A 13844-nucleotide genomic window follows, 5' to 3' on the forward strand; every position below is an offset into this window, starting at 1 on the left:
ATAGCCAGCGGGCATATGTCACGATTACTTCGCGCCGGCCTGGCCGCCACGGCCGCCAGTGCTGTCATGATCGCCGCCGCGGCCACCGCCCAGGCAGTCCGAGTTGAGCTCGCAACAGCGATTGCCCCAGTTGTTGGTCTTGGCGCAACCGGTCTGATCGGCCATGGCGGATCCGGCCAAGGAAGACACCGCAACAACGGCGAGGAAGGCATTACGAAGGAAAGCAGTCATTTGAAGTCTCCATGTTTGGGTGGTTGGGTTCTGGTTACGGCTGTGTGTCGCCGCTGGAGACGGTTTGGTTCACGCAGGTAGCGAAATTTTTTGAGGAGGCGTTTCGAGAGATAAGATTTCGAGGGCAGCGCTGCCCTCATCCGCCTGCCGGCACCTTCTCCCCGTAGTGACGGGGGAAGGGAGATAGCCGCTGCGCCGGCACCTATTCCGCAGCGTTGATGAGGGGCGGCGCTGACTCATCCTGAAGATGGCGCGCGGGCCGATATCCCGCTCGTTCGAAAGCGTCGTGTCCTTACTGAACCGCGCCGACCAGTACCTGCTGGCCGCCGCGGATCGAGACCCAGCGGCCGGTGTTGTCGATGGCCTGCCGCTTGAGGAAGCGATAGCCGGTGGCGTCCCAGATCTTCACCTTGTCGGTCAGATTGTCGAGGACGTAGTCGCCCTTGTCGGTGCGCACGGTCAGCACGGCATGGCCTTCGCCGTCCGGCTTGCGCACGACGGTGATCAAGAGATCGGCCAGCGACACGCCAGAGCGCGAGAGCTGGCGGCGCTTTTCCAGCACATAGTCTTCGCAATCGCCGACGCCCTTGTCGGGATAGGCCCAGACCTCGTCCTTGCCATAGATGTCGTAGTCGCTCATCGGCTTGACGGCGGCGTTGACCCTTGACGTCACGTTGATCAGCTTGCGCATGAAGGCGTCGGTCATCGCGGCGGGGTTGAGGTTGCTCGGCCGGATCGAGCATTCGCCGGGCTGGGTTTTACAGAAATCATAGTGGCCGATCGGCTGCGAGGTCATGCCGCCCGTCGCCATGGCGCCGCCTGCAAGTGCCGGCACTGCCCAGCACGCAGAGATCGCCAGCCCTGCTGCCGCCCACAAGCGCAGCGTCCGTGCCATCGGTGAGGAAGTCATTGTCCCCGTTCGCCCTTGTTCTTAACGAAAGGTTAAAGGGGATTTACACTCCGTGTCAATTATAAGGGGAGCCAGATTCTTCGGCATGGTTACCCGCGCCCGCCCAACAGCGTCTATTGTGCAACAGAACGCCTGTGGCGCGCAAAATCGCCCCGCTTTTGTGGGCAATGCACGCTGCAGCCGGATCGAGCCTCAGCTTTTGGCGGAGCGGACCAGCCTTGGTTTCACCGCAACCCGGTTCTGGCGGCCGTAGCTGGTGATGAAATCGACGATGCGCGGCACGATTTCCGAGCGGAATCGCGACCCGTTGAAGACGCCGTAGTGGCCGACGGCCGGCTGCATGTAATGCGCATGCCGGTCAGCCGGGATGTTGGGGCAGAGATCGTGGGCGGCCTGGGTCTGGCCGAGACCGGAAATGTCGTCGTTCTCGCCTTCGACCGTGAACAGCGCGACATTGCGGATCGCCTTGGTGTCGACCACCTCGCCGCGATGCGTCATCTCGCCCTTGGGCAGCGCATGGCGCACGAACACCGTGTCGACGGTCTGCAGATAGAATTCCGCCGTCAGGTCCATCACCGCCAGATATTCGTCGTAGAAATCGCGGTGCTTCTCGGCATTGTCGCCGTCATGCTTGACCAGATGCATGAAGAAGTCCTTGTGGGCGGTGATGTGGCGGTCGAGGTTCATGCTCATGAAGCCCGACAGCTGCAGGAACCCCGGATAGACCTCGCGGCCGAAGCCCGGCACCGGCCATGGCGCATGCATGATGACGTTGTCGCGGAACCAGTCGATGCCCTTTTCCTTGGCCAGAAGATTGACTGCGGTCGGGTTGCGGCGTGTGTCGATCGGCCCGCCCATCAGGGTCATGGTCGAGGGCACGAAGGGATCGCCGCGCTTTTCCATCAGCGCCACCGCTGCCAGCACCGGCACCGAAGGCTGGCACACCGCCATCACATGGGTGTCCGGCCCCAGCGCATGCAGCATGTCGATGATGTAGTCGATATAATCGTCGAGGTCAAAATGGCCGTCGGTCACCGGTACCATGCGGGCATCGACCCAGTCGGTGATGTGCACGTCGGCATAGGGCAGCATCGCCTCGACCGTGCCGCGCAGCAGCGTCGCATAATGGCCCGACATCGGCGCCACGATGAGAAGCTTGGGGTCGGCCTTTCGCCCGGCGGGCACCGACCGCTCGAAGCGGGTAAGATTGCAGAACGGCTTCGACCACACCGTCTTTTCGCTGACCTCGACGCTCTTCCAGTCGACCACGGTCTTGCTCAGGCCGAAATGCGGCTTGCTGTAGCGGCGCGTCGTGCGCTCGAACAGTTCGGCGGTGGCGGCGACCGAGCGGCCCCACGGCGTATGCGAAAACGGATTGAGCGGGTTGGTGTAGAACAGCCGCACCGCATCGGCATAAAGCCGCGCGGGCTGCAAGGCGGCATGGTTCATTTCGTAGAGCTGGTAGAACATCAGGTACTCCGCAGCTGCCGTGACCGAAGGGACGACGGACAGCGCCGAGCCTTGAATGTCTCGCGCGGAGGTTAACAAGATATTGCTGCGATGCAATACGTCACGTGGCGTGACATATGCCAATCTTTCGTCCAAGGCCTTGAGAAACCGCGTTGGGCGGGTGCAGCCGGCTCAATGTGCACTGCAAAATGCAAGGCTGTTGGACAACGGGGCAGGATGTGTCCGGCCCGATCGGGCCGGACTTGGACAGATCTAGACGCGCGCCATGCACACCGAGGTATGGCCGGAGCCGATGAAGCCGAGTTGGCCGGCGGCGCCCTTGGACAGATCGAGCACGCGCCCTTTGATGAACGGGCCGCGGTCGTTGATGCGCACGATGACGCTGCGGCCATTATTCTGGTTGGTCACTTTCAACTTGGTGCCGAAAGGCAGGCTGCGGTGCGCGGCGGTCAGCGCCGACGGGTTCATGCGTTCGCCATTGGCGGTCCTGGAATGCAGTGCGTACCAGGAGGCGCGGCCGCACTGGCCGGCGGCGGAGGAGGCGGACTCACCGACCATTAGGCCAGCCGCGACCGTTACCGCGACAAGCGCGGTCTGGTTTGTTTTCTTCATGTTGGGGGGATTGGCTCCGTTTTCGACAGACCCCAGCCGTTAAGTGTCGAATAAGGCAGGAAATGCGGCAAGCATCGGGCAGTTCCGTGGCACTGGCACACGTTTGGAGTCGCTGAGAAACAGTTTGTCAGGCATCTTTCGTGTGGCGCGGCCGTATCGCCGGCGATATTGCGAGCTGTTTCACAGATTCCGTGAGCAAGGCAGGACGTTATAGTACAAGTAGAAGAGAGCGCGATTGGGCGCCGTCCTTTCGCTCTGTCATCACGGTCATGGCGCAGGTGACGATCGACTTCGGAAAGGAATCTTGGCGATGAGACTGTTCAGATATCTGCTGGCGCTGATCGTGCTCGCCATTGGCGCGCTGTGGTCGCTGCAGGGCATTGGCGTGGTCGGCGGCAGTTTCATGACCGGCCAGTCGCAATGGCTCTATATCGGCATCGTGACCATGCTGGTCGGTTTCGCCGGGCTGGTATGGGCGAGCCGTTCGCGGGGGTGAGTTGCGACGAAAAATCGACCCACACAGATCGACCCCCACTCCGTCGAGCTTCGCTCGACACCTCTCCCCCGATCGACGGGGGAGAGGAAAGGCGGAGTGGGGAAGGCGCTGGTCAAACCCGCAGTCGCAAACAGGGCCAACTCGGCGAGCAAGAAAACAGCCACCCATACTGCCGGTCCATTCTGTTACCGATCTATCCGGTTCGGATAGAATGCCCTGCCCGCGACAGCACTACCCGAACAGCTGATCCAGAATCCTGCCCTCCAGCCTGGCAAGCTCGACCGAACCGCGCCGGCGCGGCCGCGCCACCGACACGTCGAGATCGAGCGCGATGCGGCCCTCGTCGATCACCACCACCCGGTCGGCGAGCGCAACCGCCTCGGCGACGTCATGCGTGACCAGCACGGCGGTGAATTTTTGCTCCAGCCAGATGCGTTCCAGAAGCTGCTGCATTTCGATGCGGGTCAGCGCATCGAGCGCGCCGAGCGGCTCGTCGAGCGCCAGGATCTGAGGCTGGCCGATCAGGGCGCGCGCCAGCGCCACGCGCTGCTTCTGGCCGCCCGACAGCACCGAGGGCCATTCGTCGGCGCGGTCGGCGAGGCCGACTTCACCCAGGATGGCGAGCGCGCGCCGCCTGGCTTCCGCACCGGTGGCAAGCCCGGTCAGCCCGACCTCGACGTTTTTCACCACGCTGGCCCAGGGCAGCAGCCGCGGCTCCTGGAACATGAAGCGGCTCTCTTCGCCGGCGCCGGCCTTCGCCTCCGGCCCGAATGTAAGGGATCCAGCGGTTGGCCGATCGAGCCCGGCCAGCAGCCGCAACAGCGTACTCTTGCCGCAGCCGCTCTTGCCGATGACGGCAACGAACTGTCCGACGGGCACATCGAGATCGATGTCGTCGAGCACGACCTTGTCGCCAAAGCGCTTTTCCACGCCCTTGAAGGCAAAGGCGCGCTGCCTTTCGACGGCCTCCTCCGGCCGTGACGGTTCCGGCGCGGCGACGAAGGAACGGATGGCGGTCAGGCTGGCGGTTGGCATCGAACCCTCAGGCGTTCTGGAAGGCGGGATGCCAGCCGAGCGACAGCCGCTCGAGCAGGCGGGCGAAGCTGTCGGCAAGCTTGCCGAGCAGCGCATAGATCAGGATCGACAGCACGACCACATCGATCAGCAGGAATTCGCGTGCCTGCATGGCCATGTAGCCGAGGCCGGAACTGGCCGAGATGGTTTCGGCAACGATCAGCGTCAGCCACATGATGCCCAGCGCATAGCGCAGGCCGACGAAGATCGCCGGCAGCGCGCCGGGCAGGATCACCTGAAAAAACAACGCGCGGCGGTCCATGCCGTAGACCCGGCCCATCTCGACCAGATGCGGGTCGACGCTCTGGATGCCGAGCAGCGTGTTGACGTAGATCGGGAAGAACACGCCGAGCGCCACCAGGAACAGTTTTGCTTCCTCGTCGATGCCGAACCACAGGATGACCAGCGGGATCAGCGCCAGATGCGGGATGTTGCGGATCATCTGCAGCGTCGTGTCGGTCAGGCCGCGGCTGAGCGCCGACAGCCCGTTGGCAAGGCCGAGTGCAAAGCCGATCGAGCCGCCGATGGCAAAGCCGGCCAGCGCGCGCAGCGTGCTGACGCCGATGTTCTGTATCAGCTCGCCCGACAGCGTCAGCCGCCAGAAGGCCTCGGCCACCGCGCTCGGCGCCGGCAGCACATTGGCCGGCATCACGCCGGCGCGGCTGGCGGCTTCCCAGCCAATTATGACCAGCGCCGGCAGCAGCCAGCCGATGCCGTTCTGTTTGACGCGCCGGGCAAAACTCACGACGAGGCCTGCAGGCGGTTGGCGCCGTGGAAGCCGACGGCGAATTCATTGGCGATGTTCTCATGCGCCCGTGCCCGCCTGGTGCCCAGGCCGAGACGCGGGAACAGAAGCTCGGCGACACGGTAGGCTTCCTCGAGATGCGGGTACCCAGAGCCGATGATGGTGTCGATGCCGATCGCCTGATACTCGCGGATGCGCTCGACGATCTGCTCGGGCGAGCCGACCAAAGCTGTGCCAGCGCCGCCGCGCACCAGGCCGACGCCGGCCCACAGATTGGGCGAAACCACCAGCCTGTCGCGGCGGCCGCCATGCAGTTCGGCCATGCGCCGCTGTCCCACAGAGTCCATCTCCCTGGTGAAGCGGGCCTGGGCATTTTCGATCTGGGCATCGGTGACGTGGCTGATCAGCCGGTCGGCGGCGCGCCAGGCCTCTTCCTCGGTCTCGCGCACGATGAAATGCAGCCTGATGCCGAAACGCAGTTTGCGGCCGCGCCGTTCAGCCTTGTTGCGCGCCGCGCTGAGTTTTTCCGCCACCTGCGCCGGCGGCTCGCCCCAGGTCAGGTACATGTCGACGAGATCGGCGGCGAGCTCCTGGCCGGCATCGGACGAGCCGCCGAAATAGAGCGGCGGCCGCTCCTGTTGCGGCAGAAGGTCAAGGCGGCCATTGTCGACGCGGTAATATTTGCCGTTGAAGTTGACGCTCTCGCCCGACACCAGCGCGCGCCAGATGGTCAGAAACTCTTGCGCCTGCGCATAGCGCTCGTCATGCGGCAGGAACACGCCATCGCCGGCAAGCTCGGTCGGGTTGCCGCCCACCACGACATTGAGCAGCAGGCGGCCATTGCTGAGGCGATCAAGCGCCGCCGTCTGGCGCGCCGCGAAGGTCGGCAGCGTCACGCCGGGCCGCAGCGCCACCAGGAATTTTAGCTTTTCCGTCAGCGCTGCAAGGCCGGAGGCGGTGATCCAGGAATCCTCGCAATTCTGCCCGGTCGGCAAAAGCACGCCGGGAAAGCCGAGCCGATCGACGGCCTGTGCGATCTCCTTGAAGTAAGCGAACTCCGGCGGCCGCTGCTGCTGTTCGGAGCCGAGATAGGAGCCGTCGCCATGCGTTGGAATGAACCAGAAGAAATCGAGCGGGCTGGCTTGCGGATTGGCTGGAGCGGTCATGGCGAAATCCCTGAAGCGGAAACGGCAAAAAGGCGCCGGGCGTTTTCCGCCCGGCGCACGTGAAAGTTCAATTGCCCGGTGCGGTCCACACGGCGTCGGAGATGCGCACCGCGTTCGGGATCAGCTTGAGCTTGTAGAAGCGATCGGCGGTCGCCTGCTGGCCGGCGATGATCTCGTCGGTGATCGGGAAGATGCCGAATTTGGTGCGATTGGCGGCGATGGTCTGCGCGTCGAGCGGCACGCCGGTCACCTCATGCAGGGCGGCGGCGACCTTGTCGCGATTCTGGTCCGCCCATTTCGCCGCCACGCCGAGCGCCGCTATCGTCGTGGTGATCGTCTCCGGATGCGCCTTGGCAAAATCCTTGTTGGCGAGGAAATAGGTGTTCACCTTCAGCACCTCGCTGGAGCGCGCCAGCACGCGCGGCTGGTAGCGCGTCTCGGCGATGGCGTAGAACGGATCCCAGACCGCCCAGGCATCGATCTGGTCGCTGGCGAAAGCCGCCGCGGCATCGGCCGGGCTGAGATAGACCGGGGTGATCTGGTCGAAGGGGATGTTTGCTTTTTCGAGCGCCGCGACCAGCAGATTGTGCGCGCTGGTGCCTTTGCCGACGCCGATGCGCTTTCCCTTGAGGTCGGCGAGCGACTGGATCGGCGATGCCGGCTTGACGAAGATCGCTTCGCCGTCGCCATTGGCTGGCAGTGCCGCCGCATAGACGATGTTGGCGCCGGCCGACTGGCCGAAGATTGGCGGTGCGTCGCCGGTCCAGCCAACATCGATGGCGCCGACATTGAGCGCCTCGACCAGCGGCGGGCCCGCGGTGAATTCGACCCATTTCACCGCGACGCCCTTGGCGCTCAGCGCCTTCTCGATCACCTGCTGCTGCCGGGCGATGACCGGCAGGCCGGTCTTCTGATAGCCGATGTTAAGCTGCTTCAACTCCTGCGCCGAGGCACTGAGCGAGGCAGCAATGCCCGCCGCCAACAGGCCGAAGCCGAAAACGCGTCTGGTCAGGCTGAACATGATCCGTCTTCCTTCGCTGCGAACCGGCGCCGGGAAGGGCTCCCTGCCGTGGATGAGAGACAAGGCTAGGTAGGTCTATAAATTTAGTAGAGAAACGATTTTGCGAGATGAATAGGCGGAACGGAATTGTTTTCTACGGGCGGGTCGAGAAAGCCTCTTTCTCGCCGTTCACGGGGCGAGGAGCGCCAATCACCTCACTGCGACCAATACTGCCAGGCCCAGTAAAATCCCTCGTCGCGCGGCGGCAGGCGGTCGCGTTCGGCGTCGAGTTGCACGGGGGCCGGCGATTTCGGCTGCGGCTGCGACGATGAGTTCTCCCGCCAGGCGAGCAGCCAGTTGCCGAGATGGGCGAACAGCACCGCGGTGGACTGGGTCATGACATCACTCCTTCTGTTCCGGGGTCGGCGGTCGCCGTGCTGCGAAGGGAAGCAGCCGGTCAAACCGGCAGAACTTGTTGTCATTCCTTTCCCGCCCACGGAACCAGCTGACGCTCGATTCGGCGGATAATGAATTCCAGCACGAAGGCTATTGTCGCGATCACCACTATTCCCATCACCACGACATCGGTGACCAGGAACTGGGCGGCCGACTGGATCATGAAGCCGAGGCCGCGCGTTGCCGCCACCAGCTCGGCTGCAACCAGCGTCGACCAGCCGGCGCCGAGCGCGATGCGCAGGCCGGTGAGGATCGACGGCAGCGCGCTGGGCAGGATGACATGGCGCACCACTTGGCGCTGCGTCGCACCAAGCGAACGGGCCGCATCGATGCGCTCCTTTGAGACACCGCGCACGCCCGAGGCCGTCGACAGCGCCACCGGCGCCAGCATGGCGATTGCGATCACCAGGATCTTTGACGGCTCGCCGATGCCGAACCAGATGATGACCAGCGGCAGATAGGCGAGCGGCGGGATCGGCCGCAAAAATTCGAGCAGCGGATCGAAGATGCCGCGCCCAATGGTGCTGATGCCTATGGCGAGACCGACGGGCACGCCGACGATGATGGCCGCGACCAGCGCCGCGAACACGCGGCCGAGGCTGGCGACGATGTGCTGGAGCAAAGTCGCGTCGACGAAGCCGTCCTTGATCACCACGATGAACTTGGTCCACACGGCGGCGGGCGACGGCAGGAACACCGGCGACACCAGTTGCAGGCGCGCAGACAGCGCCCATGCCGCCAGCACGGCCAGGATGGTGACGGCGCTGATCGCCCGCGAGGAAACCCCGCGCCGCTTCCGCACCGGCCGCGACCACGGCACCGAAATGGCATCGGCCTCGCCGGTCCCGGTGGCCGGCCGCTCGCTGTAGGAGGTTACGCTCATGCCGCCTCTCCTTCGAAGATCGCATCGGTCAGCTCGCCGCGCGCCGCGGCAAAGGCTGGATCGGCCTTGATGGCGCGGATCGGCTCGCCTGCGGCATAGCGCCGGCTGAAGCCGGTTTCGAATGTCCGCACCACGCGGCCCGGTCCGGGCGCCAGCACGACGATGCTTGTGGCCAGCACCAGCGCCTCCTCGATGCCATGCGTGACCATCAGCACGCCGACCCGGCTTGCGGTCCACAGGTCGAGCAGCGTCGTCTGCATGCGCTCGCGCGTCAGCGCATCGAGTGCGCCGAGCGGTTCGTCGAGCAGCAAGAATTCCGGCTCGGCCGCGAGTGCACGGGCGAGGCCGACGCGCTGGCGCATGCCGCCGGACAATTCCCAGATGCGTTTGTCGCCGACGCCGTCAAGCTTGACCAGCGCCAGCAACTGGTCGGCGCGGCGCGCCCGCTCCGCTTGCGGCACGCCGCGCAGCCTGAGCGCAAAGGCGACGTTTTCACGAGCCGTCAGCCAGGGAAACAGCGCGTCGTTCTGGAACACGACCGCCCGGTCGGAGCCTGGGCCGGTGATCGGCCTGCCGCCGATCGTGGCGACCCCGCGCGCGGGCTCGACCAGGCCGGCGGCGACATTGAGCAGCGAGGTCTTGCCGCAGCCGGAGCGGCCGACCAGCACGACGAAATCGCCCTTGGCGACATCGATGGAAACCCGGTCGACCGCCGGCGCTGCCTGGCCGTCATAGTGAACCGAGACCTTGTCGAGTACGAGATGCGGGTCGAGTACGAGATGCGGCATGAAAAGGGGCTCCGGAAGAAAATCAGCCTGCCCCGGCCCTCGTTAAGCGGATCCGGGACAGGCAGCACGCGGCGTCAGGGAAGAAGAAACCGCGCGTGTTCAGGGCAATTCCAGGAAAAGTGTAAAGCGGTTTTCCGTCCGGAATTGCGTAAAACTGAAGATCAGTTCGAGGCCAGAGCCTCGGTCACGTATTTCGACGACACGTATTTCGAATAGTCGGGCAGCACGGCGTCGATCTTGCCCTGCTCCTTGAGGAAGGCCGAAGCTGCCTCGATCGCCTTGACCGTGCCGCCGCCGAGGAATTTGTCGGAAGCCTGCTCTTCCAATGTCGGGAAGACGTAACCCTTGAGGAGCTGCGGCACCTCTTCCAGTTTGGCGCCGGTGATCTTGGCGATCTTGGCCGCTTCCGGCGACGAAACCGACCATGCCTCGGGCTTGGCCAGGAACTGGGCATAGGATTCGCCGGTCACCTTGACGAAATCGCGCACGGCGTCCGGGTTCTTTTCGGCGAAGTCGGTGCGCACGATCCAGGCGTCAAAGGTCGGCGCGCCCCAGGCGGCAACCTGCGAGGAATCCAGCACCACCTTGCCTGTCGTCTTGATCTGGCCGAGCGCCGGATCCCAGACATAGGCCGCGTCTATGTCGCCGCGAGCGAACGCGGCGGCTATTTCCGGTGGCCTGAGATTAAGGATTTCGACCGACTTCGGGTCGACGTTTTCGTGCTTCAGCGCGGCAAGCAGGCTGTAATGCGTGGTCGACACGAACGGCACCGCCACCTTCTTGCCGGCGAGGTCGGCGATCTTCTCGATGCCGGATCCATTGCGGGCGACCAGCGCCTCGGACTGGCCGATCAGGCCGACGACAAAGATGGTCTGGATCGGCAGTTCGCGGCTGGCGGCCGCGGCCAGCGGACTCGAGCCGACATAGCCGATATCGACCGAACCGGATGCGACGGCGGCGATGACATCGGCGCCGGAATCGAATTTGCGCCAGTCGATCGTGGCCTTGGTCGCCTTTTCATAGGCGCCGTCGGCCTGCGCTACTTTGGAAGGTTCGACCACCGTCTGGTAGCCGATGGTGATGTTGAGGTCCTGCGCCTGGGCCGGGCCGAGGAAGGCCGCACCCGCCAAAGCTGCCGACGACAGGAGGACAATGCGTCGCGAAATGCTGGACATGAAAGGCTCCATGAAAAATGAGAAAAACCGGGTGCCTGTTCATAGTCAGCTAATTCTATCATTCTTGTAGAGTTAAATCCTTCCAAGCAAGAAGCACTTGTTAGAAAAAAACCACCGGCTGATGCGGGCGCGGTGACCGGCCCGTGCCGAACCTTGCGCAAACGCAAACGGCGCCCCCAAGGTGCTGAAGAGTTGGTGGTCCTGCCAACCCTCCTACGGAAGAGGCCTGATTTGGTGCTCGGCGCGCCGCTTGCGGCCTGCCGCAGGATCGATGTCGAGCCGTTGAGCCTCACCGACTTCCGCAGCGACGGCCACCGCTGGATGCTGCGCTCAAGCGGCGTGCCGGTGGCCGCCAAGGCCGCCCGGCCTCAGAGCGGCAAGGCGGCGTCCTGATATCGGGCGCAGGGCGGCGCCCGAGTTGTCGGGAGTCATGTTTCGCCGATCCGCGGGCTGCGACCCAAAATTCCCGGCAAAGCCCCAAATGGCGCAAATCCATGCTGTAAAAGACGGTTGATTTGAAAACACGTTCCGCGTGTTCGAGGGTAAGTATAGTAATCTTATCGACATTGGGAGCAGGAGCCGCCGCTCATCGCCGCAATCGCTCGCGGCTGGCTGTGACCGTAACGGCACAAAGCCTTGCTAAAGTGGCCCCTGCGGCGTGAAAACGAAGCAAAATCAAGGTTTCTCGGCTTGTATATCATGTCAGTAGAATTTATGTGTCGAAGCAGCTTGCACGCGGCGGGGAGGCACGTCAGGCGTTTCGCAACCGATGGTTTGGGCCATCGCCTGACAGAGAAACATTCGGTCTATGCTCACCAAAAAAGGCAAGTACGGCCTCAAGGCGCTGGTCCATCTGGCGCATCTGCCGGTGGGACAGCTCGCCTTTGTCGGCGACATCGCCAGCGGCAACAACATTCCGAAGAAATTCCTCGACGCCATTCTGGGCGAATTGCGCAATGCCGGTTTCGTCCAGAGCCGCAAGGGCAAGGATGGCGGCTATCGCTTGGCGCGCCCGGCCGACGAGATCAAGGTCGGCCATGTCGTGCGCGTGCTCGACGGACCGCTGGCGCCCATCCCCTGCGCCAGCCGCACCCAGTATCAGCGCTGTGAAGACTGCAATGAGGCGACATGCCAAGTCCGACATCTGATGCTCGAGGTCCGGCAGGCGATCGCCGAGGTGCTCGACCAGCGCACGCTGGCCGAAATGCGCGACATCGTCCTCGACGACCTTCCGGTCGCGAGGGACATCGACGAGCTTGCGCCGGCGCAAAAGGTCCCCGCCTGATCTTGAGCGTGCTCGCATGAGCGTCGCGCGCGCCAATTCGATCATCCCCAGCTCGATCATCATCGTCGGCGGCGGCGCCAGCGGCGTCGTGTTGGCCGCGCATCTGCTGAAGTCGCCCAACCCGGACCTTCGCGTCACGCTGATCGAAAAGCGTCCGCATTTCGGCCAGGGCATCGCCTATTCGACGCTTTTGTCGGCGCACGTGCTGAATGTCAGCGCCGCGGGGATGAGCGCCTATGCCGACGATCCCCTGAATTTCTGGCGCTGGTTGCAGGGGCGCGGCCTGATAAGCCAGGAACAGACGCCGCAGACACCCTTCTATGCGCCGCGCAGCGTCTATGCCCGCTACCTCAAGGAAGTGCTCGACGAGCTCGAAGCGCGCGAAAAGGAAACCGGCCGTCTCAGGCTAATTCGCGAGGAAAGCCTATCGATCTCGCCGACATCGTCCGGTGTCGAAGTGGTGCTGGCCAACGGCACCAGCGTCGTCGCGCATCTGGCGGTGCTTGCCACCGGCCATGACGAGCAGCCCGGCGCCGGCCAGGGCCACGCCATCCGCATGGGCACCGAGGCCGACACCGCGCTCGATCCTGAAGCCCGCGTGCTGGTGCTGGGCACCGGGCTCAGCATGGTCGATGCCTTCCTGTCGCTCGAGCAGCGCGGCCATCGCGGCGAGATCGTCGCCGTATCGCGGCGCGGGCTGCTGCCGTCGCCGCACCGCAAGGGCAACCCGATCAAGCTCGACGTCGCCGACATTCCGCTCGGCACGCAGCTCTCCTATTTCGTCGGCTGGTTCCGCGACCTGATCCGCGAAAACCAGAAGGCCGGCATCGACTGGCGCGACGTCGTCGATGGGCTGCGACCCTTCAATCAGAAGATCTGGCAGAACTGGCCGTCCTCGGCCAAGCGCCGCTTCGTTGAGCACACCAAGGCCTGGTGGGACATCCATCGCCATCGGCTGGCGCCCGAGGTGCATGCCCGCGTCACCGAAGCGGTGCGCACCGGCCGCATCCGCCCGGTCGCCGGCCGTGTCGTCGGCATCGAGGCTGGCGATGGATTCACCGTCGGCATCCAGTCTCGCCACACAAAGGCGCTGGAAACGCTGCAGGTCGCCCGCATCTATGATTGCACCGGCATCGCCCGCGACATCTCGACGACGTCGAACAGCGTCGTGCGCTCGCTGGTCGACCGCGGCCTGGCGCGGCCCGACCCGCTGCGGCTTGGCCTCGATGTAACGGCCAAGTGCGAAATCATCGCCGGCGACGGCACCGCATCGGCCAAGATCCTCGCCGTCGGGCCGCTGACCCGCGGCACCTTCTTCGAGATCGACGCCATCCCCGACATCCGCGTGCAATGCGCTAGGCTGAGCAAGCAGCTGCTAGGGTAAAGCTGTTGACGTCGGCGGGATAGCACGCCCCTCAGAGGGGGGTGGGAAGGATCGCTACGGAGGGTGTTGGGCTTGAGTCCAAAGCCGGCCTAAAACTGGAATTCCATTCCCCCTCTCGCCGGTTGATTGGCACGATCTACCTTCTTTCCGACTGCAAACGGCCGGAAAA

Annotated in this window: 16 protein-coding genes; 4 read left to right on the top strand and 12 right to left on the bottom strand. The window is 64.2% G+C overall.

From position 1 onward, the window contains the following. Positions 1-24: 24 nt before the first annotated feature. From AC3EML_RS03910 to AC3EML_RS03925, 4 genes are all read right to left on the bottom strand, one after another. Positions 25-231, bottom strand: coding sequence for a hypothetical protein (locus tag AC3EML_RS03910; protein ID WP_023710325.1), 207 nt, complete (start codon positions 229-231; stop codon positions 25-27). A gap of 292 nt (positions 232-523) precedes the next feature. After that, positions 524-1141, bottom strand: a complete 618-nt coding sequence (locus AC3EML_RS03915) for a transglutaminase-like cysteine peptidase (protein ID WP_023672098.1) — start codon at positions 1139-1141, stop codon at positions 524-526. 192 nt (positions 1142-1333) lie between these two features. Further along, positions 1334-2611 carry a polyhydroxyalkanoate depolymerase gene (locus AC3EML_RS03920; protein WP_023710326.1) on the bottom strand — a complete coding sequence of 426 codons (1278 nt, stop codon included), beginning with the start codon at positions 2609-2611 and terminating at the stop codon, positions 1334-1336. A 252-nt stretch (positions 2612-2863) separates the two neighbouring features. Further along, positions 2864-3223 carry a septal ring lytic transglycosylase RlpA family protein gene (locus AC3EML_RS03925; RefSeq protein ID WP_352520710.1) on the bottom strand — a complete coding sequence of 120 codons (360 nt, stop codon included), beginning with the start codon at positions 3221-3223 and terminating at the stop codon, positions 2864-2866. A gap of 310 nt (positions 3224-3533) precedes the next feature. Here AC3EML_RS03925 and AC3EML_RS03930 point away from each other — a divergent pair, with 310 nt between their 5' ends. Then, entirely contained in the window at positions 3534-3719 is a 186-nt protein-coding gene (locus AC3EML_RS03930) for a hypothetical protein (RefSeq protein ID WP_023710328.1), read from the top strand. A gap of 231 nt (positions 3720-3950) precedes the next feature. Here the strand turns inward: AC3EML_RS03930 and AC3EML_RS03935 are convergent, their stop codons facing one another. The 8 genes from AC3EML_RS03935 to tauA all read right to left on the bottom strand — a co-directional run bounded on the left by AC3EML_RS03935 (position 3951) and on the right by tauA (position 11006). Then, positions 3951-4754 carry an ATP-binding cassette domain-containing protein gene (locus tag AC3EML_RS03935; protein WP_352520709.1) on the bottom strand — a complete coding sequence of 268 codons (804 nt, stop codon included), beginning with the start codon at positions 4752-4754 and terminating at the stop codon, positions 3951-3953. Between the two features lie 7 nt (positions 4755-4761). Continuing rightward, a complete protein-coding gene (locus AC3EML_RS03940; protein ID WP_352462797.1) occupies positions 4762-5538 on the bottom strand; it encodes an ABC transporter permease subunit in 777 nt (258 codons plus the stop codon). Continuing rightward, positions 5535-6704: an FMNH2-dependent alkanesulfonate monooxygenase gene (gene ssuD / locus AC3EML_RS03945; RefSeq protein WP_352520708.1), complete on the bottom strand. Its 1170-nt coding sequence runs from the start codon at positions 6702-6704 to the stop codon at positions 5535-5537. The genes AC3EML_RS03940 and ssuD overlap by 4 nt, the downstream gene beginning before the upstream one ends. Before the next feature lie 67 nt (positions 6705-6771). Continuing rightward, complete coding sequence (locus AC3EML_RS03950) at positions 6772-7725, bottom strand: sulfonate ABC transporter substrate-binding protein (RefSeq protein ID WP_352520707.1); 954 nt, start codon at positions 7723-7725, stop codon at positions 6772-6774. 194 nt (positions 7726-7919) lie between these two features. Next, positions 7920-8102 carry a hypothetical protein gene (locus AC3EML_RS03955; RefSeq protein ID WP_023672089.1) on the bottom strand — a complete coding sequence of 61 codons (183 nt, stop codon included), beginning with the start codon at positions 8100-8102 and terminating at the stop codon, positions 7920-7922. Between the two features lie 80 nt (positions 8103-8182). Continuing rightward, a complete protein-coding gene (locus AC3EML_RS03960) occupies positions 8183-9043 on the bottom strand; it encodes an ABC transporter permease subunit (protein ID WP_023702434.1) in 861 nt (286 codons plus the stop codon). Continuing rightward, on the bottom strand, positions 9040-9831 hold the full coding sequence (locus AC3EML_RS03965) for a taurine ABC transporter ATP-binding protein (RefSeq protein ID WP_352520706.1): 792 nt from the start codon (positions 9829-9831) through the stop codon (positions 9040-9042). The genes AC3EML_RS03960 and AC3EML_RS03965 overlap by 4 nt, the downstream gene beginning before the upstream one ends. 161 nt (positions 9832-9992) lie before the next feature. Further along, positions 9993-11006, bottom strand: a complete 1014-nt coding sequence (tauA, locus tag AC3EML_RS03970; protein ID WP_023710332.1) for a taurine ABC transporter substrate-binding protein — start codon at positions 11004-11006, stop codon at positions 9993-9995. Between the two features lie 231 nt (positions 11007-11237). Here tauA and AC3EML_RS03975 point away from each other — a divergent pair, with 231 nt between their 5' ends. From AC3EML_RS03975 to AC3EML_RS03985, 3 genes are all read left to right on the top strand, one after another. Further along, on the top strand, positions 11238-11399 hold the full coding sequence (locus AC3EML_RS03975; protein WP_023681206.1) for a hypothetical protein: 162 nt from the start codon (positions 11238-11240) through the stop codon (positions 11397-11399). Between the two features lie 415 nt (positions 11400-11814). Next, positions 11815-12291, top strand: coding sequence for an RrF2 family transcriptional regulator (locus AC3EML_RS03980; protein ID WP_023672084.1), 477 nt, complete (start codon positions 11815-11817; stop codon positions 12289-12291). Between the two features lie 16 nt (positions 12292-12307). Next, entirely contained in the window at positions 12308-13675 is a 1368-nt protein-coding gene (locus AC3EML_RS03985; protein WP_023692935.1) for an FAD/NAD(P)-binding protein, read from the top strand. Positions 13676-13844: the final 169 nt, after the last annotated feature.

The sequence above is a fragment of the Mesorhizobium sp. P170090 genome (assembly GCF_057786115.1).

Excerpts from the sequence above, each read along its gene's own strand:
- AC3EML_RS03910 (WP_023710325.1), bottom strand. The coding sequence starts at position 231 with ATGACTGCTTTCCTTCGTAATGCCTTCCTCGCCGTTGTTGCGGTGTCT.
- AC3EML_RS03915 (WP_023672098.1), bottom strand. The coding sequence starts at position 1,141 with ATGACTTCCTCACCGATGGCACGGACGCTGCGCTTGTGGGCGGCAGCA.
- AC3EML_RS03920 (WP_023710326.1), bottom strand. The coding sequence starts at position 2,611 with ATGTTCTACCAGCTCTACGAAATGAACCATGCCGCCTTGCAGCCCGCG.
- AC3EML_RS03925 (WP_352520710.1), bottom strand. The coding sequence starts at position 3,223 with ATGAAGAAAACAAACCAGACCGCGCTTGTCGCGGTAACGGTCGCGGCT.
- AC3EML_RS03930 (WP_023710328.1), top strand. The coding sequence starts at position 3,534 with ATGAGACTGTTCAGATATCTGCTGGCGCTGATCGTGCTCGCCATTGGC.
- AC3EML_RS03935 (WP_352520709.1), bottom strand. The coding sequence starts at position 4,754 with ATGCCAACCGCCAGCCTGACCGCCATCCGTTCCTTCGTCGCCGCGCCG.
- ssuD (WP_352520708.1), bottom strand. The coding sequence starts at position 6,704 with ATGACCGCTCCAGCCAATCCGCAAGCCAGCCCGCTCGATTTCTTCTGG.
- AC3EML_RS03950 (WP_352520707.1), bottom strand. The coding sequence starts at position 7,725 with ATGTTCAGCCTGACCAGACGCGTTTTCGGCTTCGGCCTGTTGGCGGCG.
- AC3EML_RS03955 (WP_023672089.1), bottom strand. The coding sequence starts at position 8,102 with ATGACCCAGTCCACCGCGGTGCTGTTCGCCCATCTCGGCAACTGGCTG.
- AC3EML_RS03960 (WP_023702434.1), bottom strand. The coding sequence starts at position 9,043 with ATGAGCGTAACCTCCTACAGCGAGCGGCCGGCCACCGGGACCGGCGAG.
- AC3EML_RS03965 (WP_352520706.1), bottom strand. The coding sequence starts at position 9,831 with ATGCCGCATCTCGTACTCGACCCGCATCTCGTACTCGACAAGGTCTCG.
- tauA (WP_023710332.1), bottom strand. The coding sequence starts at position 11,006 with ATGTCCAGCATTTCGCGACGCATTGTCCTCCTGTCGTCGGCAGCTTTG.
- AC3EML_RS03980 (WP_023672084.1), top strand. The coding sequence starts at position 11,815 with ATGCTCACCAAAAAAGGCAAGTACGGCCTCAAGGCGCTGGTCCATCTG.
- AC3EML_RS03985 (WP_023692935.1), top strand. The coding sequence starts at position 12,308 with ATGAGCGTCGCGCGCGCCAATTCGATCATCCCCAGCTCGATCATCATC.